This is a genomic window from Pseudomonas sp. GM80 (assembly GCF_000282515.1).
In the GTDB taxonomy this organism is placed as follows: Bacteria; Pseudomonadota; Gammaproteobacteria; order Pseudomonadales; family Pseudomonadaceae; genus Aquipseudomonas.
In genome coordinates this window covers 32,400-53,585 of sequence record NZ_AKJD01000091.1, presented here as the reverse complement: position 1 = coordinate 53,585, position 21,186 = coordinate 32,400, and the positions used below count along the sequence as shown (strand labels likewise).

Genomic DNA, 21,186 nt, shown 5'->3' with positions numbered 1-21,186 from the left:
ACGTGGGACGTGGGCTGTAGAGGAATTGATGGGTGAAAAACGAAAACAAGTGCGCAAGTTCTTGCGCACAATGGCTGTGTGCCATCATTCGGCAAATTGAAACGATTCGTCGTCGATCAAGGTCAATCACTGACATCTGTAAAAGTGCGTCTGACCTTTCCTCAAACCGAGTGAGACCGACATGAAAATTCTGATGGTTCTGACCTCCCACGATCAATTGGGCGACACCGGCAAGAAAACCGGCTTCTGGCTGGAGGAGTTCGCCGCCCCGTACTACGTGTTCAAGGATGCTGGCGCACAACTGACGTTGGCGTCGCCCAAGGGCGGTCAGCCGCCACTGGACCCGAAAAGTGACGAGCCGGATGCGCAGACTGCTGCGACCGAGCGTTTTCGCAAGGATTCTGCCGCGCAGTCGGCGCTGGCTTCGACAGTCAAGCTGGAGACGGTGAAGGCTGCAGATTTCGACGCAGTGTTCTATCCGGGCGGCCACGGGCCGTTGTGGGATCTGGCCGAGGATCGCCATTCGATTGCGCTGATCGAAGCGTTTTACAACGCGGGCAAACCGGTGGCGGCGGTGTGTCATGCGCCGGGTGTGCTGCGCCATGCCAAAGGCGCCGATGGTCAGCCGCTGGTCAAGGGTAAGCAGGTGACCGGGTTTACCAACAGCGAGGAAGAGGCGGTGCAGTTGACGAATGTGGTGCCGTTTCTGGTCGAGGACGAGCTCAAGGCCAAGGGCGGGATATTCTCGAAAGGTGCGGATTGGTCGAGTTATACCCGCGAGGATGGTTTGCTGCTGACGGGGCAAAATCCGGCCTCGTCGGAAGAGACGGCGTTTGCGCTGCTTTCGAGATTGCGCTGAATAATCTCTGTGCTGAGGAGATTTGTGGTGATGGGATAAATCCCCTCACCACAGGGATATTTGTTGGTTTTCAGGTCAGTTGAGCAGACAGGGTTTTGGCGCACTCTTCGAGGGAGCGTTGCTGCGTTTCGGCGTACAAGCCCAGCTCATCAATGGTCGAGCGGCCCAGCGCCTGTTCGAACGCCTGTCGGTTGGAGTGTTCGCCATAGTGGGTCTGCGCAGCGTCCCCAAGGTTTGACTGAAAAATCCCCGCCGCACTCACCGGCAGGAAATCTTCGTACACCAGCGGTTCAGCTTTCACGTAGCCATCGCGCAATAAATCTTCCAGCGACACCTCGCCCAGACTGCCTGCGGCCAGGCCTTTTTCCGCAACGAAATAGCGAAAATACGCCAGTCCTTGTTCACGCATGCCTTCGATGCTGTCAGGGAATTCGCCAAAGTGCTCAGCCATCAGCGCGTTGTAGTGTGCGGCGTTTGCTTCGTTGGGAAATGCGCCCAGCGCTTCGCGGGCGGCATTCAATAACAGGTCGTACAGCGCACGGCCCTTGGGCGTCAGCGCCGCGCCACGTTGTTCGATTTCACCGAAACGCGCGCTGTGGCTGCCACGGTTTTTACCTTGATCGACCTCTTGATCGGTGAACGCGATCGGCTCGTCCAGTGCCTTGAAACTGGTCTGGCGCAGCAGGATGGGGAATTGTCGCCGTGGCGGGCCTTCGATGACTGCTTTCGGCGTGATGCCATGGGCCGGCATCTGCTCCTGAACGCTGTCGATGTCCAGCGTGCGCGGCGTCAGGTGATTGATGTGTGGGCCTTTGAACGCCACCACGTCGGCGATCAAGCGGTGCTGGGCACTGAGCGTCTGGTATTGCGCGGCGGTGACGGTGGCGCCGTGGTGCCAGCGAAAAGTCTCCAGTGCCTGCAGGACAAACTCCCCGGCTTCGGTTTCATTCAGGCCACCGGCCGTTTCGGCCTGGGCGATCAGGCGCAGCGCTGCCGGGGTGAAGATCGACCGCTTGGCCAACACCGATTCAGCAAATGCGCGCAGTTGCGGATCTTCAATCAGCTCCAGACGCAACAGCGAGGTAAACACCCGGAACGGACTGACCTGCAACGCCTGCTCATGCACGGCGCGAAACGCTGTGGAGTGCACCGGCACACCTGCCGGTGTCAGGTCGTAATAACCCACCGGTTGCATGCCCATCACCGCAAACAGGCGGGCGAGGGTGGCGAGTTCGCTCGCGGTGCCGACGCGGATTGCGCCATGGCGCTCCATGTCCAGCCGCTCGATTTCTCCCGTGCTGTGCAACTGCCGGGCGATCTGTGGCTCACGGTCGAGAACCTGGCGATTGGTCTGCTCCACCAGCGCCATCAGCGCGCCGTACAGCGGCACTTCTTCGCGGTACATGTCGGACATCGCTTTGGAGAAGCGTTGACGGATCAGGTCGGGGCTGACGAAAGGCTGCACGCTCATGAAAAAAATTCCTGCCACGGTCACGTATGGGATGGCAGAAAAGATCGCAGCCTTCGCCCACGCCGGCAAACGAAGAATCCTACGGACTTCATTCTGCCAACGACTGATCCACCAGTTCGATCCAGTGCACCACGGGCGTTCGTCCGGCGCTGGCCAGATGACTCTGGCATCCGATATTGGAGGTGACGATCAATTGCGGCCCGCCGCTTTCCAGCGCATTGAGGCGGTTGTCGCGCAGTTGTCGGGCCAGCACCGGTTGCGTCAGCGAATAGGTGCCCGCCGAGCCGCAACACAAATGCCCGTCGGGCACGGCGGTGAGGTTGAAGCCGATTCGGCTCAGCAGCGCTTCGACGGCGCCGCCGAGTTTCAACGCGTGCTGCAAGGTGCACGGGCAATGCACAGCGATGCGCCGTTGACTGGCGGCGCACACCTGTTCCAGCGGCTCGCGGGCGAGTATTTGCACCAGATCCAGGGTCATTGCGCTGATGCGCTGGGCTTTCGATGCGTAGGCCGGATCGTCCGCCAGCAAATGCCCGTAATCCTTGATGAACGCGCCACAGCCGCTGGCCGTTTGCACAATGGCCTCGGCGCCGTTTTGCAGGTGCGGCCACCAGGCGTCGATGTTCTGCCGAGCGCGGTCGAGGCCTTTGGCTTGCGCGTCGAGGTGATAATCGAGCGCACCGCAACAGCCAGCCTCGGCCACTGGCGTGACGCTGATGCCCAGACGATCAAGAACACGCGCGGTCGCGTCATTGGTGTTCGGTGACAAACCGGGCTGCACGCAACCTTCGAGCAGCAATACCCGGCGCGCATGCCGAGGGGCGGGGCGAGAACCGTTAGCCGGCAAGTGCTGCGGCAGTTTGCTTTCTATCAATCGTGGCAGCAGCGGCCGAAACGTGCTGCCGATACGCAGCAAACCTTTGAACAACTGCGGATTCGGCGCCAACGCGCGTAAGCCTTCACGCAGCAGGCGCTGGGCGGCCGGGCGCGGCACCGCCTGATCGACCACCGCGCGGCCAATGTCGAGCAGGTTGTGGTAATCGACGCCGGACGGGCAGGTGGTTTCGCAATTGCGACACGACAGGCAGCGATCCAGATGCAGTTGGGTCTGCACAGTGGCCGGTGCGCCTTCGAGCACTTGCTTGATCAGATAGATGCGCCCGCGCGGGCCGTCGAGTTCGTCGCCGAGCAATTGATAGGTCGGGCACGTTGCGTTGCAAAAGCCGCAATGCACACAAGTGCGCAGGATCTTTTCCGCCTCGGCGGCGCGGGGCAATTGGCGGGATTGCTCGCTGAGGGTGGTTTGCATGGCTAGAACTCCGCGTACATCCGGCCGGGGTTGAACAGCCCTTGTGGGTCGAGTTGCGCCTTGAGTTGCCGGTGGTAGCGCAACAGCGTCGCGGGCAATGGCTGAAACGGGTGTTCGCTCGCGCCGTGAGTGAAGCAGGTGGCATGGCCGCCGAAAGACTGGGCGAGGGTATGAATATCGTCGCTGGAGGATTTCAGCCAGCGTTGCGCACCGGCCCAGTCGATCAACTGCTCGCCGGGCAGATCCAGTGGCCCGAGATTGTTTGGCAGCGACAGGCGCCAGAGCGGCAGGCCTTCATCGAAAAAGCTCAGGCGGTGCTCATTCAAATCGCGCCAGAACCCTGAATCGAGTGGCTCACCGCCGAGCCGTTGATGCGCCGCTGTGACTGAGCCTTCGCCGCCCTCAAGACGCAGATACAGGCTGTTGCCATCGTGGCACGCCGCGCTGATTGGCAATGGTTGCTGGCCCCACTCGGCCAGTTTGGCCAGCGCCCGTGCGCAATCGATGTCCAGGCGAATGCTCAGGCACTGACGGGGTTTGGGCAGGACTTTCAACGAGACTTCGGTGAGCACGCCGAGACAGCCGAAGCTGCCGGCGAGCAGTCGCGACAGGTCATAACCGGCAACGTTTTTCATCACCTCACCGCCGAAACGCAAATGCTGGCCGAGGCCGGTGATCACCCGTGTGCCGAGGACGAAATCGCGAACCGAACCCGACCATGGCCGGCGCGGCCCGGACAACCCCGTGGCGATCATGCCGCCGACCGTGGCGCCATCGGCAAACGACGGCGGTTCGCACGGCAGCATCTGCCCGCTGGCGTCCAATGCCGCGAGCAGCTCTGACAACGGCGTGCCGGCGCGCACGCTGACCACCAGTTCGGTCGGTTCATACCGGACGATGCCGCGATGGGCTCGGAGGTCGAGCACTTCACCGGCCACCTCGCGGCCGAGGAACGCTTTGCTGTTACCGCCCTGGATCTTCAGCGGCGTGGCATTGGCCCGCGCCTCGTTGACCTGGTCGAGCAGGGCGTCGGCGGCATCGACGTCAGCCATCAGAAACGCTCCAATTCGGGGAAGGGCAGTTGCCCGGCATGAATGTGCATGGCGCCGAATTCGGCGCAGCGGTGCAGGGTCGGAATGTTTTTGCCGGGGTTGAGCAAGCCCTGCGGATCGAAGGCGGCTTTTACCGCATGGAACAGGCTCAGTTCGTCGCTGTTGAACTGCGCGCACATCTGATTGATTTTCTCCCGTCCCACACCGTGCTCGCCGGTAATGCTGCCACCCACCTGCACGCACAACTCAAGAATCTTGCCGCCCAAGGCTTCGGCGCGCTGCAGTTCGCCTGGTTGGTTGGCGTCGAACAGAATCAGCGGGTGCATGTTGCCGTCACCGGCATGGAACACATTGGCCACGCGCAAACCGTATTCCTCACCGAGGCGAGCGATGCCTTGCAGGACGCCGGGCAATTCGCGGCGCGGGATGGTGCCGTCCATGCAGTAATAGTCCGGCGACAGACGCCCGATGGCCGGGAAGGCGTTTTTGCGGCCGGCCCAGAAGCGCACGCGCTCGGCCTCGTCGCGAGCCTGGCGCACTTCAGTGGCGCCGGCGAGGTTCATCACTTCGCGTACCCGCTGACAATCATCGTGGACATCGGCTTCGACGCCATCGAGTTCGCACAGCAGAATCGCCTCGGCATCGACCGGGTAACCGGCGTGGATAAAGTCTTCGGCGGCACGGATGGCGAGGTTGTCCATCATCTCCAGGCCACCGGGAATGATCCCGGCGGCGATGATTTCGGCGACCGCGCGGCCAGCCTTTTCCACCGAATCGAAACTGGCCAGCAGCACTTTTGCCACCTGCGGTTTGGGCAGCAGTTTGACCGTGACTTCGGTGATGATTCCCAGCAACCCTTCGGAACCGGTGAACAACGCCAGTAAATCGAAACCTGCTGAATCGAGAGCGTCGGAACCCAGCGTCAGGCGTTCGCCTTCGATGGTCAGCACTTCGATTTTCAGCAGGTTGTGCACGGTCAGGCCGTATTTCAGGCAATGCACGCCGCCGGCGTTCTCCGCGACGTTGCCGCCAATCGAGCAGGCGATTTGCGACGATGGGTCCGGCGCGTAATACAGCCCGAAAGCGGCCGCCGCCTGGGAGATCGCCAGGTTGCGCACGCCCGGCTGGACCCGCGCGGTGCGGGCAGCGGGGTCGATGTGCAGAATATTGTTGAAGCGCGCCATCACCAGCAGCAGGCCTTGTTCCAACGGTAAGGCGCCGCCGGACAGCCCGGTGCCGGCACCACGGGCGACCACCGGGACGTGGTGCTGGTGGCAGAGCGTAAGCAGGGTTTGCACTTGCTCCAGCCGCCGGGGCAGGGCGACCAGCATCGGTGTGGTGCGGTAGGCCGAGAGGCCGTCGCATTCGTAGGGTTTGAGTTCCTCCTCGCGCCAGAGGATGTCGAGATCCGGGAGGGCCTGCTGCAGGGTTTTCAACAGTTCGGCTTTGTTTACCTGCGGCAATGGGCCGTCGAGGCGTTCGTCATACAAAATGTTCATTTCACCCCCAAAATCCCGACCACTGAATTCTGTCCCTGTAGGAGCTGCCGAAGGCTGCGATCTTTTGATTGTGCTTTTAAGATCAAAAGATCGCAGCCTTCGGCAGCTCCTACAGGGGATTTAGGTCAGCGTTGGTTGCCGAGGAATTGCCGGTATAACCGCGCGGTGTTCGACGGTTGTTCGACCATCGGCATGTGCCCGACGTGATCCCATACATCGACCTGCAGATTGGCGATGCCCTTGCTCCAGACCGGTACGCTGCTGACGTCGATCAAGCGATCCTTGCGTCCCCACAACAGCAGCGCCGGGCATTTGATTTCGGCCAGTTTCGGCTCCATCGGCGGGCTGGCGCGGAAGTCGCGGAAGATTTCTTCCAGTTCATCACGCTGCTGTTCGTAGCGCTGCGCAATGGCGTCCAGCACCAGGCTCGGCACCCACGGTGGTGACTCCATGGTCATTGCGTAAAACTGGCGAAACTCCTCGCGGGAATTGATCAGGAACGGGTTATGCCCGCGCGCCAGATGACGCTCCATGTCACTGACTTCGGGGGCCGTGACGCCCGCCGGGTCGATCAGCGCCACCGAGGCAATCCGCTCCGGATACGTCGCCGCCAGCCATGCCGCGATGTAACCGCCCATGGAGTTGCCGATCACATGGACTTTCTCCACGCCACACACGTCGAGCAACTGGATCATGCGCTTGGCCTGCAGCGGGATGTCATAGCCACCGCCGGCCTTGAAGCCGGTTTCGCCATGGCCGGGCAGGTCCGGAATGATCACCCGGTACTGGCGGACGAAATGGCGGGCGCAGCGCAGCCAAAGGTTCTTGTCGGCGCTGTAGCCGTGCAGCATCAGAATCGCGCTCGACGCTTCATAAGGCCCGCCTTGCCAGGTCGAAACACTCAGCTCGGCGATCGGCACTTCGATCTTGTGCAATTTGTACAACTTGGCCTCGATGGCCATGTTCAGGTCATATAGCCAATGGCCGACCGCTGGGTAACTCAACCAGCTCCAGGCCACGAAAACCGCGAGGGCGACAAACAGCAAAAGCATCGACGTCTTCCTTTTACGTGTTCAGGACAGAATGTGGTCGGCCGGTTTCAGCGCCCGGGTCAACCGGTAATAGCTGAAACTGAAGCCGGGAAACATCGCGATCACATGACCGCTCTTGCTTTGATACCAACTGTGGCAGCCGCCGGACTTCCACACCGTGCGTTCCATCTCACGGTGGATCATTGCAGTGTAGGTACGTTCCGCCTCGCGACGCACTTCGATGCTGCGCAGGCCCTGGGTTTTGAGGGTACGAATGCAGTCGATGATGTAGTTCATCTGCGATTCGATGATGAACAGCGCCGAGGTGTGGCCAATTCCGGTGTTGGGCCCGGTGACGATAAACAGGTTGGGGAAGTCCGGCAGGCTGGTGCCGAGGTAGGCGCGCGGGTACTCGGCCCAGACATCTCTGAGCTGCACGGCGTTTTTTCCGCTGACCGGGTAGGAAATTACCCCGTCGGTGGCGTCGTAACCGGTCGACCAGATGATCAGATCAACCTCCAGGTGTTGCCCGTCCTGCGTATTGATCCCGCTTTCATCGATTGAGGCGATGCCTTGCTCGCGGGTGTGCAGCGTCACATTGGGTCGGGTCAGCGCCGGGTAATAGGTGTTAGAGAGCAACACCCGTTTGCAGCCGATGGTGAAGTCGGGCGTGAGTTTTTCCCGCAGCAGCGGGTTGTGTACCTGACGTTCAAGCAAGCGCAAGGCCTGACGCTGAACCATGCGGATCGCCGGTTTTGAATACTTGAAAGCGATCACCCGCGTTTCGAATTGCCAGTAGATCAGCCAGCGCAGCAGCTTGTAGGCCGGTTTCAATCCGAGCAGCCAGCGCTGGAACCGCCCGAAGACGCGATCAGCACGCGGCAACACCCAGTGTGGCGTGCGCTGAAACACATGCAGTTGCTCGACCTGCGGCGCAATCGTCGGAATCACCTGCACGGCGCTGGCGCCGCTGCCCACAATGGCCACACGTTTACCGCGATAGTCGTAGCTGTGATCCCAATTGTTTGTATGAAATGTCTTGCCCTGAAAGCGATCCTGCCCGGGGATTTGTGGGATGACCGGCTGGCTCAACGGCCCGCTGGCATTGATGACGAATTGCGCATGGAAAGTGCCTTTGCTGGCGGTGTGCACGGCCCAGCGCTTTTCTGTGTCATCCCACTCGATGCGCAAGACATCGGCCTGCAACTCTACGCGCTCACGCAGGCCGAACTGCTCGATCACCTGCTCGGTGTAACGCTGCAGTTCAGCTTGTGCGGCGAACATCTGCGACCAGCGATAGGGCGCAAACGATAGCGAATACAGGGGCGACGGCACGTCGACCGCGGCACCGGGGTAGGTGTTCTGGCACCAGGTGCCGCCGCAGAAATCCCTTCGCTCCAACAGGCGAAAATCATCGATCCCGGCCTTGAGCAAATTGACCGCCGCACATTGGCCGCCAAAGCCGCTGCCGATAATCAACACTTGGTAAGTCTGCATGGGCCTCCTTATAGTTTTTTTTCCGTTTTGCTCCTTTCATGTATAGCCAAATATTCGCTTGGCGGGGGTGTAGGAGCTGACGAGTGAAACGAGGCTGCGATCTTTTGATCTTTTTTACCAGGATCAAGATCAAAAGATCGCAGCCTCGTTTCACTCGTCAGCTCCTGCATGGCTTGCGCAGTGATGGCTATTTAACGTCGCCCTGATAAACTCCCAACACAGCCGTCCTACGGTGTGCAGGTTACGTCGAGTAATCGAGGCCCTTATGGGAAACACGGGAGGAAAGGGACTTTCATTGGCCAGGAGGCTTTATACGTCGCGAACCCTCGGGCTGCTGCTCGGGCTTGTGTGCGTCAGCGTGGCGATGTACCCGCTCGATCCGCCGCTGTGGGTCTGGGCGCTGATGCTGTTCAACGGCCTGCTCTGGCCGCATCTGGCCTTTCAATGGGCGCGCCGCTCGCCGACGCCTTATCACGCCGAACATCGAAACCTGCTGATCGACGCTTTTCTCGGCGGCTTCTGGGTCGCCGCCATGCATTTCAATCCGCTGCCCAGCGCCACGACGATTTCAATGATGGCGATGAACAATGTTGCCATCGGCGGCGTACGGTTTCTGCTGGCCGGTGCGGCTGCGCAGATTCTCGGGGTGGGCGTCGGTCTGGTGGTCTTCGCCCCGGCGTTCATTCCGTCAACCTCGCCGCTGCAACTGTATGCGTGCCTGCCGATGTTGATGTTGTATCCGCTGGCATTGGGCTTGTTGTGCTTTCGTCAGGCCCACACCCTGGGCCGACACAAACGTGAGTTGCTGGCCCTGAGCCGCACCGACAGCCTCACCGGTCTGCTCAACCACGGTGCGTGGAAGGATCAACTGGAGATCGCTTTTCAGCGCTGCAAACGGCAGAAGCAGGGCGCGGCGATTGCCTTGATCGACATCGACCATTTCAAAGCGATCAATGACACCTACGGCCATGTCGCCGGTGACATTGTGCTGCGCCAACTGAGCAAGTTGCTCAAGCAGAACCTGCGCGCCACCGACATTGCCGGGCGGTACGGCGGCGATGAGTTTTGCGTGATTCTGCCGGAGCTGCCGCTGTTCAACGCTGCTCAGGCCATGGAAGCGTTGCGCGAGCGTTTTATCACGTTGGGGTATGAGCAGAATCCGGCGTTGAAAGTCAGTCTGAGCATTGGCCTGGCGGCGTGGGATCCGTCTCACGTCGATGCGACGCGCTGGCTCAATGACGCCGATCAGGCGCTGTACGAAGCCAAGGCCAATGGACGCAATCGGGTGATCTGCAACTGCGACAACAAGCCCAGGCGCGAACTGCTCGACTCAGTCTGACCCCACAAATCCCCTGTAGGAGCTGCCGAAGGCTGCGATCTTTTGATCCTGATTTTTTAACAGCAAGATCAAAAGATCGCAGCCTTCGGCAGCTCCTACAGGTGTTCGGGAACAGGTGTTTGGGAGCAGGTGTTCGGTGTGGGTCAGGGTGATGTCGTATTGGGAGTAGAGCGTCGCGCCGATGTCGGGTACGGTTAAATCCCCCCGACGCGAAACAAGGATCGCTTCATGACGTTCTCCTTTTCCCGCTCTCTGTTGGCCGCAAGCCTGGGTCTGTCCCTCGCATTCTCTGCGGCCAGTGCCTTTGCCGAACCGCATAAACAAGTCCTGGCCGATGCTGAGCAATATCAGCCTGATGCACTGAAACTGCTGGAACGGCTGGTCAATATCGACTCCGGCTCCGGGTATGAACCGGGCCTCAAGCAAGTCAGCGAGATCGCCATCGATGAGCTGAAAAAGCTTGGCGCGACGATCGAGCTGGTACCGAATACGCCGGAAAAATCCAACCATGTGCTGGCCACGTTCAAAGGCACCGGCAAGGCGAAAATCCTGCTGATGGCGCACATGGACACGGTGTTCAAGGAGGGCTCCGCCGCCGAGCGACCGTTTCATATCAAGGACGGCCGCGCCTACGGTCCGGGGGTGATGGACGACAAGGGCGGCATCGTTGCCGGGATCTACGCGCTGAAAGTCCTGAAAAACCTCGACTTCAAAGACTACGCACAAATCACCTTCCTGCTCGACGCCAGCGAGGAAACCGGTTCGGACGTCGCCACCGACCTGATCAAGAAAACCGCCAAACAGCACGACGTGACTCTCAATCTGGAGCCGGGGCGCCCGGCCGATGGCCTGGTGGTGTGGCGCAAGGGTAGCGCGACGGCGCTGGTCGAGGTCAAGGGCAAGGCGGCGCACGCCGGTGTCGCGCCAGAACTGGGACGCAACGCCGCGATGGAGGTGGCGCACCAGATTCTGCAACTGGGCAAGCTCGGGGATGAAGCGAAGAAAACCACCATCAACTTCACCGTGCTCAAGGCCGGCGACCGCACCAACGTGATTCCCGACCAGGCCACGGCCAAAGCTGATGTGCGCGCGGCGGTGCCGGAAGAGTTTGATCGGATCGAGAAAGATCTGGCGCGGGTGTCGCAGGACAAGCTGATTGCTGAGACAGAAGTGAAGACTTCGTTGCAGCGAGGTTTGCCACCGATGCCGCAGACCCCCGAGTCGGATCGCCTGATGGCCATGGCCCAAGGGATTTACGGCGAGATCGGCCGCAAGTTGACCGAGGAGGGCAGTGGTGGTGCGGCGGATGCCAGTCTGTCCGCTGGAGTAGGCACGCCGACGCTGGATGGGTTCGGGATTGTCGGTGGCAATATCCATACGCCTGAGGAATACGCCGAAGTGGCGAGCGTGGCGCCGCGGATCTATCTGTTGTCGCGGATGATCATGGAGTTGTCCAAATCGTCGTGAGATTAGCGGTGCAGCCGCTGGCCTCATCGCTGGCAAGCCAGCTCCCACAAGGTTTGGTGCTGAACCATCAATCGATGTCGAACCGCATAACCTGTAGGAGCCTGGCTTGCCAGCGATAGCGTCAGCCCGGCCAATCCATCACTCCTCCCACAGGGTTTGGTGCTGAACCATCAAGCGATGTCGAACCGCAAAACCTGTGGGAGCCTGGCTTGCCAGCGATGGCGCCAGCTCGGCCAATCCATCACTCAGCCCAAAGGATTTGGTATGAGCCATTAAGCCATGGTTGGCCGCATAACCTGTGGGAGCTGGCTTGCCAGCGATGGCGTCAGCCCGACCAATCCATCATTCCTTGACGCTCATGTATTCCTTGGCCCACAGGATGTATTCCTCGGGCTGGGTATAGGTGTGCGTCAGTTCGGTTGCGCTCAGGTCGGAGGCCTGGGTGAAGATTTGTCGCTGTTCGCGCAGGCTGTCGTACGTTGCCTTGATAGCGGCAAAGTAGGCGCCGTGGCCGTCGATGGTCACGCGCACACCGAGTTCAGCCAGACGCTTGTCGTCGCGCAGCGCCGGGTTGCCGTAGGTGACCAGCATCAGCGGTACGGTCAAATGCTCGGCGATTTGTTCGAGCTGATCGAAGTCCTGAATCCCGACCATGCAGATCCCGTCGGCGCCCGCCGCTTGGTACTGCCGGGTGCGGCTGATGATTTCCTGGTTGGGCAGGATGCCGGCGTTGGTACGGGCGATGATCGCCATTTCCGTATCGACTCGAGCTTCCAGCGCTGCGCGGATCTTGCCGACGCCTTCGGCGACGGTGATCAGGTCGGTGGATTTGCGCCCGAATTGCGCGGGCAGCAGAGTGTCTTCGATGGTCAGGGCCGCGACGCCGGCGCGTTCCAGTTCAACGATGGTGCGCATCACGTTGAGGGCGTTGCCGTAGCCGTGGTCGGCGTCGGCGATCACCGGCAATTGCGCGACGCGGCCAATGCGCGTGGCCTGTTCGGCGAACTCGCTGAGGGTGATCAGGGCAAAGTCCGGTGCACCCAGCACCTGCAACGACGCCACCGAACCACCGAGAATTCCCACTTCAAAACCCAGGTCAGCGGCGATCCGCGCGGACATCGGGTCGAACACCGAGGCCGTGTGGTAGCAGGTGTCGGAGGCCAGCAACTGTCGGAAATTACGGCGCAAATCTTGATGAGAAAGCCTGGTCATACGAGTTCCACCAATACAAAGGAATGGAAAGGCTTGAGCAAATGTGTCAACGCCGAAGGTCTAAAAGGCTATCACGCTGGGATGGTCAGGTTCATGACGATTTTTTCGGTAACGGTAAAACAGAAAAGGTTGCAGACGTCTAAACGTCTGCAACCGGATGACTCAACTCGAGGGCGAGGGGTCAGACTTTATTGATGTCTCCCCAGATTTTTTTGATTTCATGGATGTTTCCCACGTTGTAGCGCGGAATGCCCAGGCCGGCGCAAGGGGCTGCAGCGGCGGTTTTGACGGCGGTATTGATGACGTTGGAGCCTGCACGCAGGAGTGGCGCGTTGTTCCAGTTGTTTTGGGTAGTGTTCATATCAATTTCCTTTTTGATTAAGTGGGCAGTCAATACTGACCCCGATTTAAAAGTGCGATCGTTTTTTCATAAAAATCGATCTCTTGCATTGCAATGCCGGGATGAGTCGGCAAGTAGTTTTCGTCGAAGCACCATGCTTCTTCGCTTGTCTGCGCAAGCGGCGCGTGAATAAGCACGCTCAGCGAAGCAGACATTTGTTTTGGCGGCAGTTGTCGATGAATCTCATGAAGTGGTTTCATGTGAAGCACTGTACCTGGCGCCAGTTTCAGTTCGGTTTCCTTTCCTAGACGAGGGCGGACCCCCGCAAGGAGTGGAGTGCGGTCGAAGATTTCGCGCTTTATGGTGACGTAACCGTCTCCCGCATAACCTACGCAGTACATTTCGAAGTCGTGCGTATGATTAAGGTGATAAATAAAAGTTTCGCCTTCATCTTGTGAGTCGACAGGCGCCCAGAACCCCAAGCGGACAGTGTAAGTATCACAAGAGTGCAGGACGAAAGCGTAAGCGTTATAACGATAGTGCGCCGTACTGAAACCGTGCGCTTGAATGCCCTCGTACAAATGCTCGCTCAGTAATGTTCTGTTCTTGGCAAGGTCTTTCAAGTCTTCAATGATCGAGTTCTGATCTGTATTGAAGTTGTAGTTGTCCATGCGTTGGATGAAGTTCGCTAAATTCATGGTGCACTGTCCATATGAGCATCAAGATAACGATTCAATTGCTCGTTTTGCAGCAATCTCATCACCGGCGCATACGCAAGGGCTGCCGCTTTATCCTCTTGGGCGATAACATTGAAAGCCTTCCAGGTGACCGCCGGGTGTTGGTGGTAAATCAGCTCTTCAGCGACTTTGCGGGCGTGTGGATCCGCCGCGGCCTCAAGCAGTTCGAGGCTGACAAGGAAGCGCGCTGCGCTTTCATCGTTCGGAAGCCAGGCTACTTTTTTCAGTGTGCGACGGTCGAATACCGCAATGTCGGCACGCCGGTCGATCAGGTTGATACTGGCGCTGAGAACCTCCTGGTCGCATTCGAACAACTCTTTGGTGCCGTCGATGTACAACGCCTGACCGTCATCGACTGTAGTGTTGTCACCCAGACTCAGTTGGTCGTCTTCGATCGTGTAGCGCTGGACGTTAAAGGGAGTGTTGTTGATCGAAAATAAAAATGTTTTGCCGGGAACAGAATAAAAATAAGGTGAAGCTGTGGTGCTGTCAGGCGCTTTGATACTGATGTTGCCCGCTGCATTATAGTACAAGGTCAATGTGCGGGTGTAAGGGTTGGTGCTGTTAAGGGCTTGAGCTTTGTAGTGCTGGATGCCGAGCGTTTTAATGCGAGTGTCAAGCAGGTTGCAAAGTGTGTTTACTTCGGATGTCATGTTGTTTTTGTTAAGGGTGTCGAGGATTAGTTTTGGTTCTAAGTCAGTGTCTAATAATTCAGTAATCATGGTTGCTTGCTGTTGAGTAAGTGGGCTTGAGTTAAATTTATAGTCCGGAGTTGGTTTGGGCAAGTTGAGGTGTGTAAGTTGTTGTGTTTCGGGTTTTAATTGGAGTGTTTTTTTTGGAGGGGTGTTAGTTCGGTTGATGCTGCCGATATTGGCTTGCGAGATAGTTGTTGGAGAGTAAAACGTCCGGTGATGACGGCCGTTAGTGGTGACCGTCGGGAAGTTTGAAGTAAAGATTATGAAGGGGCGCGAGGCGCAAGACGATGTGCGATATACAGTAATCAGGCCGCAACGGCCTGCTGTTGTTGATTGGGCAACATGACCGCGCGCACCGAGTTGCCTGGCTGCAGTTGCAGGCGTTTGGCCGTCAGGCGATCAATCACCAGGCTGCTGCCAACTCGACGGGCGCGGGCGACGGTGATGCGGCAGTTCTCCAGGCGGCGGTTGTGGATCAGCCACAGTGGCGCCTGGTCATCCGGGGTGCCGAGGCTCAGGGTCAGTTCCACGCTGTCGCGCACGGTACGGATACTGCGCACGGGGGCTTCAATCACCGGTCCACCGTCGAAAATGTCGATATAACCCTTGTGAGAAAAACCCTCGGCCTGAAGGATTTTCAGCGCCGGCTCGGTATTGGGGTGCGCCTGGCCGATGGCCGCCTGAGCCTCTTCGGTGAGCAGGCAGGTGTACAGCGGCTGGCGCGGCATCAGTTCGGCGATGAACGATTTGTTGCCCAGTCCGGACAGGTGATCGGCGTGGCTGAAATCCATCTGGAAGAAGTGTCGGCCCAGACTGTCCCAGAACGGCGAACAGCCCAGTTCATCGGCACTGCCGCGCAGTTCGGCGATCATCTTTTCGCCAAACAGGTGTGGAAACTCGGCGACGAACAACAGCCGCCCCAGTGACAACAACCGGCCATTGCTGCCATGACGTTGAGCATGGCCGAGAAACAGCGAGCACAGTTCCGATTGGCCGGTCAGTTCGTTGTTGAGAAACAGTGTCGGGATTTGCCGTTGTATGCCCAGATCCGGCGCCGAACTCACCGTCAGCCCCACTCGATAGTTGTACCAGGGCTCGCGCAAGCCGACCGCCCCGGACAGCGCGCTGACGCCGACCACGCGCATGTCATCGTCTTCGAGCACGAACAAATAATCCGCGTCGGCACGTTCTACCTGCTCGGCGAATGCCCGTTGCGCCCAGCGTACCCGATGGGCCAGGCGATCTTCGTTGGCCGGCAGGGTGGTGAACCCCGGGCCGGCCTGTTGAACCAGCGTCATCAACGCTGGCAGGTCGCTGACATTGACCGGGCGGACAATCATGCTGTAACTCCTTTTGCGCGCCTGTTCGGGCACTGTCGTTGGCTGCGGCACCGGGCGTGGTTCACAGGGCAATCAGCCGGATCGGGCTGCCATCGGTCACGTTCAGCGCCGCACACATGGCCGGGGTGAGGGCCAGCGGTTGATCGGCGTGGACATCCAGTTCGGCGACGATGGCCCGGAAACCCTGCAGCGCATCGTTGCTCAGCAGGTAGCGGCCACGGGCATCGATCCGCGACTGCTGCTGCACCGGGAGGATCTGGCTGCGAACGATCGACCGAATGTTTGCGGTGCGCGCATAGAGCGTCGGGCCGGCGTCGAACAGGTCGATGTAGCTGTTGGTTTCAAAGCCCTCACGCTCAAGAATGTCGAACGCTTCCTGCCCGTCAGGGTGAATGCGCCCGATGCATTCCTGCGCCGCCAGCGGCAGCATCGGCACGTAGATCGGGTATTGCGGCATCAGTTCGGCAAGGAACGAGCGGCTCTGCAACCCACACAACCTTTCGGCTTCGACGTAAGGCAGATCGAAGAAGTGTTTGCCCAGCGCATCCCAGAAGGGCGATTGGCCGTTCTCGTCGCTGTAGCCGACGATTTCAGTAATCACCGCTTCGGCGAAACGCGGCGCATGAGCGGCGATAAACAGCAGGCGCGCCCGCGAAAGCAATTCGGAAAAAGCTGTACGCACCAGCCCTGCGTCAATGTGAAAACCGCGCAGCAGCGTGTGATCGTTGAGGTCATGGCACAGCGACAGCGCCGGCACGCCGTGCTCGATGTTCAACTCCCGCGAGGCGCTGGTGAAATGGCGGTTGCGCAGGCTGTAGAACGGCTCGTTGAAGCCGGCGGTGGCAACAATTTCCGAGCAACCCGACAGACGCTGGGTTTCAAGGTCTTCGAGCACGAAGAAGTAATTCTCCGGGCCCTGCGCCGCCGCTGCGCTTTCGAATGAGGCACAGGAGGCGGTGATTTTCTCGCGCAAGCGTTCGCTGTCATCCGGCAGAGAGGTCACGCCCACCAGGCTATCGCGGGCCAATTGTTGTAACTGAGGCAGGTCGGTTAGCTCGACTGGGCGTAAGACCAGCATGGATGTACTCCTGTATCAAAAGGTCCGGTGAGTTCACCGCACCTGACTATCACTGTCGGGTTCCACGCGTTAAATCAGCGGTCGCCTGATTTGTTGTCAGACGCCGCCCTTTTTCTTGTCAGCCATTGCTCGGGTCGGGCAGCGCGGTACTGGCGCCGAGCTTGTTCAGGAAGAACAGATACACCAGGCCCAGCGCGATCCAGATCAGCCCGAGTTTCTGCGCATCGACGCCCATGTTGTACATGATGGCCGCGACGATGATGAAGCCGATCACCGGGCAGATCAGGTGGCGCACGACCTTTCCGGACTTCTGCCGACGCCAGTAGTAGTTGATCACTGTCAGGTGCAACAGCATGAAGCCGCTGAGGGCGCCAAAGTTGACGAGGGAGGTCAGGGTGTCGACCGAGTTGATGAACAGGTAGCAGATCAACAGCGACAGTACCGCCACCAGATAAATGCTCAGGTACGGCGTGTTGTGTTTCGGATGTACTTTGGCCAGCACTTTCGGCAATTTGCCGTCGCGGGCCATGCCGAACAGCAGGCGCGATACCGCGGCTTGCGAGGTGATCGCCACGGCCACGCCCCAGGCCAGCGCGGTGGCTACGCCGGTCAGCGTCGCCAGCCAGCTGCCGGCAGCAATTTCGGCGATTTCATAGAACGCGGTGTCGGCGGAGGTGAAGCCCATGCCGGCCGCCAGATCGGTGGCGATCCAGGTTTGCGCGACGAAAATCACGCCCATGACCAACAAGGTAATCAGCGCCGCTTTGCCAACACTCTTGCCCGGATCGCCTTTGATTTCTTCGGCGAGCGTCGAGATTGCATCGAAGCCGAGGAACGACAGCACCGCAATCGACACCGCTTGCATCAACAGGGCGAAATTGAACGTCTCGGGGTTGTACAACGGCGCCAATGTCAGCTCGCCGTGACCGCCACCGTTATGCAGGGCCGTCCAGGCGTAAAACAGGAAGATCCCCAGCACGACCAGTTGGGCCAGCAGGAAGATGATGTTCATCCGCGCGGTGAACGTGATGCCGCGCAGGTTGACGAATGTTGCGCTGACGAGGAACGCCAGAATAAAGCCGACTTTTGGAATGTCCGGGTACAAATGGTTGAGCGCCATCGCCGCATACACATACAGCAGCGGTGGAATCAGCAGGTAGTCGAGCAGCATCAACCAGCCAGCGATAAAACCGACATGCTGGTTCAAGCCACGTTGCGCGTAGGAATACACCGAGCCTGCGATCGGAAATGCCTTGGCCATGCTGCCGTAGCTGAGCGCGGTAAACAGCATCGCCACCATGCCGATGATGTAGGCCAGCGGCACCATCCCCGGCGCCTCGGCGTTAACGTAGCCATACACACCGAACGGGGCGATGGGGATCATGAAGATCATCCCGTACACCACCAGGTCCGTGAGGGTCAGGCTACGTTTCAACTCTTGCTTGTAGCCGAATTCTTCAATTTCCATGAAGCGCAACTCCTTGTCAGCCAGATCGGTCGTTTTTTAGTTGTTATGTCGGTCCATCGTTTACAGCGTCAGCAGTCTTGCGTTACAGCAATGGCGCGAGGTATCCGGCCCAGCGCGATACCGCTTCGGGGCTGCGCAACAAGTCGTTGCGCACCTCGATCAGCACCGAATCCAGGCCCCGGGCATCACCGTGTACCGGCACGGTCATGTCGCCCAGCGGATCAATCTTGTACGGCTGGTTGCCCGCCACTTTCAGCAGATGCTCAGCGAGCCCGTCGAGCAGGCGTTGTGCGTAGTCCTTCGCCTGACCAAACAGCACGCCGACTTCCAGCGGTCGTGGCTGGCCGTAATACACCGGGGTAAAACTGTGAATCCCCACCACCCGTACCGGTTGCCCTTTAGCGATGCGTTCGTCGATCAGCGTCTGCAAGCGTGTGTGAAACGGCTTGAACAGGGCCTGGCGTCGGTATTCGCGCGTGGCTTCGTCCAGCTCACGGTTGCCCGGGATCTGATAGATCTCGCTCTGTGCCGGAATGCTGTCGGGCGCATGCCGTGGACGGTTCAGGTCGATCAGCAGTCGCGAATAATTGGCGCTCAACAGTGTGGCGCCAAGTTTTTCCGATAATTGCTCGGCCAGTTGCAGTGCGCCGATGTCCCAGGCGATGTGTTCACGGGCGGCGGCCTCATCCAGGCCCAGATTGTTCAGGGCATCGGGGATGTAGCGGCTCGCGTGTTCGCACACCAGAATCAACGGATGTGTCGAGTCCTCGCGGCTCAGGTTGTAGGCCGGGCGGGTGTACAACCCAAGCTCGGCGGATTCAGTACAGGCGTGCATAGTGCTCACACAGGTCAGCAGGCGAGAGCTGTTCCGTCAGCGCCAGTTCCTCGGTTTTAAGGGCGTGATACGTGTCGAGCAACGGCTTGGGCAGCCATTCATTGAAGGCTGCACTGTCGCGCAGGCAATCCAGCGCCTGGGCGAGCGAGGCGGGCAGGGCAACGATGCCCCGGGCCTGGCGTTGCTCGTCGTTGAGTGAATCGGGCACTTCGTCGGTGATCGCGTTCAGGGCCAGACGCTGTTCAATGCCCAGTCGCCCGGCAATCAGCAGTGCCGCCATGGCCAGGTGCGGCGACGCCGTGGCGTCCATGGCGCGAAATTCGAGGTTGAACTGCTGGGCCACGGATTTGCCACCCAGGGTCACGGTCGGGCAGATGCGCAGCGCCGCTTCACGGTTCTGTTGACCGAGGCAGGCGTAGGACGCGCTCCAGTGGTGCGGCTGCAAGCGTTGGTACGACACCGGCGTCGGCGCAGTGAACGCACACAGGGCCGGCAAGTAATGCAGGACGCCCGCTGCCCAGTGCTGGCCAAGACTCGACAGACCGTTGCTGGTGCCCGCGTCGTAGAGCATCGGCTGACCGGCCAGATCCAGCAGGCTGACGTGCAAGTGCACGCCGTTGCACACCGCATGCTCGGCGGTTTTCGGTGCGAAGCTCAGGTCCAGGCCCATTTGCCGGGCGATCTCGCGGGTGATTTCGCGCACGTTGACCGCGCGGTCTGCCGCGGCGACGCCCAGTGTCGGCCGACAGGTGATTTCGTATTGATGCTTGCCGTACTCAGGCAGGAACATTTCCGGCTCGACACCCCCCGCGCGCAGGGCGCTGAGCAGCCAGCCACCGAATTCGGCGCCCTGACGCTGGGCTTCGAGGGAAAACGCCAGATGCTCGACAAACCCGGCGTGCAGGTTGAATTCGTGTTCGAACGCGGCGTTGACTTGCAAGCCCAACGCATCGCGATAGCGCTCGATCTCATCACGCAGCAGTGTGCGCGGGCAGGCGCCCCACGCGCGACCATCGGTCTCGCGGATATCGCCGTGGATGAAGTCCAGCGCCGGCGCATCGGCATCCGGGCCATTGCCAACGGTGACGCGACTGCTCAGATCGGGAATCAACCGCAAGTCGCCATAAGCGCCCCACGGATTAGCCGAGGCGATGATGTCCTGTGGCGTCAGCGCGCTATTGGCCGGCACCCAGCCGCAACCGGCGGCCTGGTAATGCTCAAGCTCATCGGTGGGAAACGAGCGGCCACGGGTGATGCCGATCAGGTCGGTGGTGACGATGGTGGTCATCGGCAGCGGCGTCAGGCGTGCGCTCATGGCTGCATCTCCTGCAGGCGGCCGAGCACGGTGTCGGTGTTGGTGATCCAGCAATAACCCTTGATTGCGTTCAGGCAGGCGTGATGGCGTTCGGCGCTGTAGGTGGCACAGGCATCCTCCACCAGCGTCACCAGATAACCGCGATCGGCAGCATCGCGCACGGCCATGTCCACGCACTGGTCGGTGACGATGCCGGCGATGATCAAGTGGCGGGTTTCGAGGTTGCGCAGCACGTAGTCGATGGCGGTCGAGTTGAACACGCCGGACGAGGTTTTTGGCAGGACGATTTCGTTTTCCTGCGGGGTCAGTTCAGCAATGACCTGCGCCTGCGGGCTGCCCTTGGGCAGGTGCATGTCTGACAGCTTGTGATCGAGCGAGCGGTCGCGACCATCGGCGGTCAGGCTTTCAATGATCGTGTGCAACACATTCTGCCGGGCCTGGCGAAAGGCGCCGAGCAACCGCTGCTGGTTGGGCACCACCTGCGTGCGGGCGCGGTTGAGGAAGTACTCGGCGTCCGGGCCACTGAGGTGCGGGTCGAACTGCGGTTCGAGCCAGGCGCGCTGCATGTCGACCAGCAGCAACGCCGTGTGGTCGGTGACAAACGGCTGGTCCCGTGGCGAGCGGTGGGGAAGGCTGAACATC

The 21,186-nt window shown here is 59.8% G+C and carries 19 protein-coding genes; 3 read left to right on the top strand and 16 right to left on the bottom strand.

All coding sequences use genetic code 11. From position 1 onward, the window contains the following. Positions 1-181: 181 nt before the first annotated feature. Positions 182-859: a type 1 glutamine amidotransferase domain-containing protein gene (locus PMI37_RS15710; RefSeq protein ID WP_008082478.1), complete on the top strand. Its 678-nt coding sequence runs from the start codon at positions 182-184 to the stop codon at positions 857-859. Positions 860-929: 70 nt separating this feature from the next. Here PMI37_RS15710 and hglS read toward each other — a convergent pair whose 3' ends face one another. The 6 genes from hglS to PMI37_RS15680 all read right to left on the bottom strand — a co-directional run bounded on the left by hglS (position 930) and on the right by PMI37_RS15680 (position 8,718). After that, on the bottom strand, positions 930-2,330 hold the full coding sequence (gene hglS, locus PMI37_RS15705; protein WP_008082477.1) for a 2-oxoadipate dioxygenase/decarboxylase HglS: 1,401 nt from the start codon (positions 2,328-2,330) through the stop codon (positions 930-932). 88 nt (positions 2,331-2,418) lie between these two features. Next, positions 2,419-3,639 (bottom strand): glycolate oxidase subunit GlcF, encoded by a 1,221-nt coding sequence (glcF, locus tag PMI37_RS15700; protein WP_008082476.1) that lies wholly within the window; start codon positions 3,637-3,639, stop codon positions 2,419-2,421. 2 nt (positions 3,640-3,641) lie between these two features. Next, entirely contained in the window at positions 3,642-4,691 is a 1,050-nt protein-coding gene (gene glcE, locus PMI37_RS15695) for a glycolate oxidase subunit GlcE (RefSeq protein WP_008082475.1), read from the bottom strand. Next, complete coding sequence (gene glcD / locus PMI37_RS15690) at positions 4,691-6,190, bottom strand: glycolate oxidase subunit GlcD (RefSeq protein ID WP_008082474.1); 1,500 nt, start codon at positions 6,188-6,190, stop codon at positions 4,691-4,693. Before glcD ends, glcE begins: the two co-directional genes overlap by 1 nt. Positions 6,191-6,315: 125 nt before the next feature. Further along, a complete protein-coding gene (locus PMI37_RS15685; RefSeq protein ID WP_008082472.1) occupies positions 6,316-7,242 on the bottom strand; it encodes an alpha/beta fold hydrolase in 927 nt (308 codons plus the stop codon). Positions 7,243-7,263: 21 nt separating this feature from the next. Beyond that, positions 7,264-8,718: a flavin-containing monooxygenase gene (locus PMI37_RS15680; RefSeq protein WP_008082471.1), complete on the bottom strand. Its 1,455-nt coding sequence runs from the start codon at positions 8,716-8,718 to the stop codon at positions 7,264-7,266. A gap of 265 nt (positions 8,719-8,983) precedes the next feature. Between PMI37_RS15680 and PMI37_RS15675 the strand changes: the two genes are divergently transcribed. Both PMI37_RS15675 and PMI37_RS15670 read left to right on the top strand, forming a co-directional pair. Next, positions 8,984-10,057, top strand: a complete 1,074-nt coding sequence (locus PMI37_RS15675; RefSeq protein WP_008082470.1) for a diguanylate cyclase — start codon at positions 8,984-8,986, stop codon at positions 10,055-10,057. A 228-nt stretch (positions 10,058-10,285) separates the two neighbouring features. Next, entirely contained in the window at positions 10,286-11,524 is a 1,239-nt protein-coding gene (locus PMI37_RS15670; protein ID WP_008082469.1) for a M20/M25/M40 family metallo-hydrolase, read from the top strand. A 342-nt stretch (positions 11,525-11,866) separates the two neighbouring features. On the opposite strand, the gene PMI37_RS15665 is transcribed toward PMI37_RS15670, so the two are convergent. From PMI37_RS15665 to PMI37_RS15620, 10 genes are all read right to left on the bottom strand, one after another. Continuing rightward, complete coding sequence (locus PMI37_RS15665; RefSeq protein ID WP_007919546.1) at positions 11,867-12,736, bottom strand: isocitrate lyase/PEP mutase family protein; 870 nt, start codon at positions 12,734-12,736, stop codon at positions 11,867-11,869. Positions 12,737-12,917: 181 nt separating this feature from the next. Further along, positions 12,918-13,097 (bottom strand): hypothetical protein, encoded by a 180-nt coding sequence (locus PMI37_RS15660; protein ID WP_008082468.1) that lies wholly within the window; start codon positions 13,095-13,097, stop codon positions 12,918-12,920. 29 nt (positions 13,098-13,126) lie between these two features. Then, on the bottom strand, positions 13,127-13,774 hold the full coding sequence (locus PMI37_RS15655; RefSeq protein ID WP_008082466.1) for a hypothetical protein: 648 nt from the start codon (positions 13,772-13,774) through the stop codon (positions 13,127-13,129). Continuing rightward, the gene (locus tag PMI37_RS15650) at positions 13,771-14,535 is read right to left on the bottom strand and encodes a hypothetical protein (RefSeq protein WP_008082464.1); all 765 of its coding nucleotides are present in this window, start codon (positions 14,533-14,535) and stop codon (positions 13,771-13,773) included. Before PMI37_RS15650 ends, PMI37_RS15655 begins: the two co-directional genes overlap by 4 nt. 278 nt (positions 14,536-14,813) lie before the next feature. Then, on the bottom strand, positions 14,814-15,848 hold the full coding sequence (astA, locus tag PMI37_RS15645; protein WP_008082462.1) for an arginine N-succinyltransferase: 1,035 nt from the start codon (positions 15,846-15,848) through the stop codon (positions 14,814-14,816). Positions 15,849-15,909: 61 nt separating this feature from the next. Then, positions 15,910-16,926, bottom strand: coding sequence for an arginine N-succinyltransferase (locus PMI37_RS15640; RefSeq protein WP_008082461.1), 1,017 nt, complete (start codon positions 16,924-16,926; stop codon positions 15,910-15,912). Positions 16,927-17,044: 118 nt separating this feature from the next. Beyond that, complete coding sequence (locus PMI37_RS15635; protein WP_008082459.1) at positions 17,045-18,394, bottom strand: APC family permease; 1,350 nt, start codon at positions 18,392-18,394, stop codon at positions 17,045-17,047. 82 nt (positions 18,395-18,476) lie between these two features. Next, a complete protein-coding gene (locus PMI37_RS15630; RefSeq protein WP_008082457.1) occupies positions 18,477-19,229 on the bottom strand; it encodes an N-formylglutamate amidohydrolase in 753 nt (250 codons plus the stop codon). Beyond that, positions 19,213-20,544: a glutamine synthetase gene (locus PMI37_RS15625; protein ID WP_008082454.1), complete on the bottom strand. Its 1,332-nt coding sequence runs from the start codon at positions 20,542-20,544 to the stop codon at positions 19,213-19,215. The genes PMI37_RS15630 and PMI37_RS15625 overlap by 17 nt, the downstream gene beginning before the upstream one ends. Continuing rightward, positions 20,541-21,185 (bottom strand): isochorismatase family cysteine hydrolase, encoded by a 645-nt coding sequence (locus tag PMI37_RS15620; RefSeq protein ID WP_008082453.1) that lies wholly within the window; start codon positions 21,183-21,185, stop codon positions 20,541-20,543. The genes PMI37_RS15625 and PMI37_RS15620 overlap by 4 nt, the downstream gene beginning before the upstream one ends. Position 21,186: the final 1 nt, after the last annotated feature.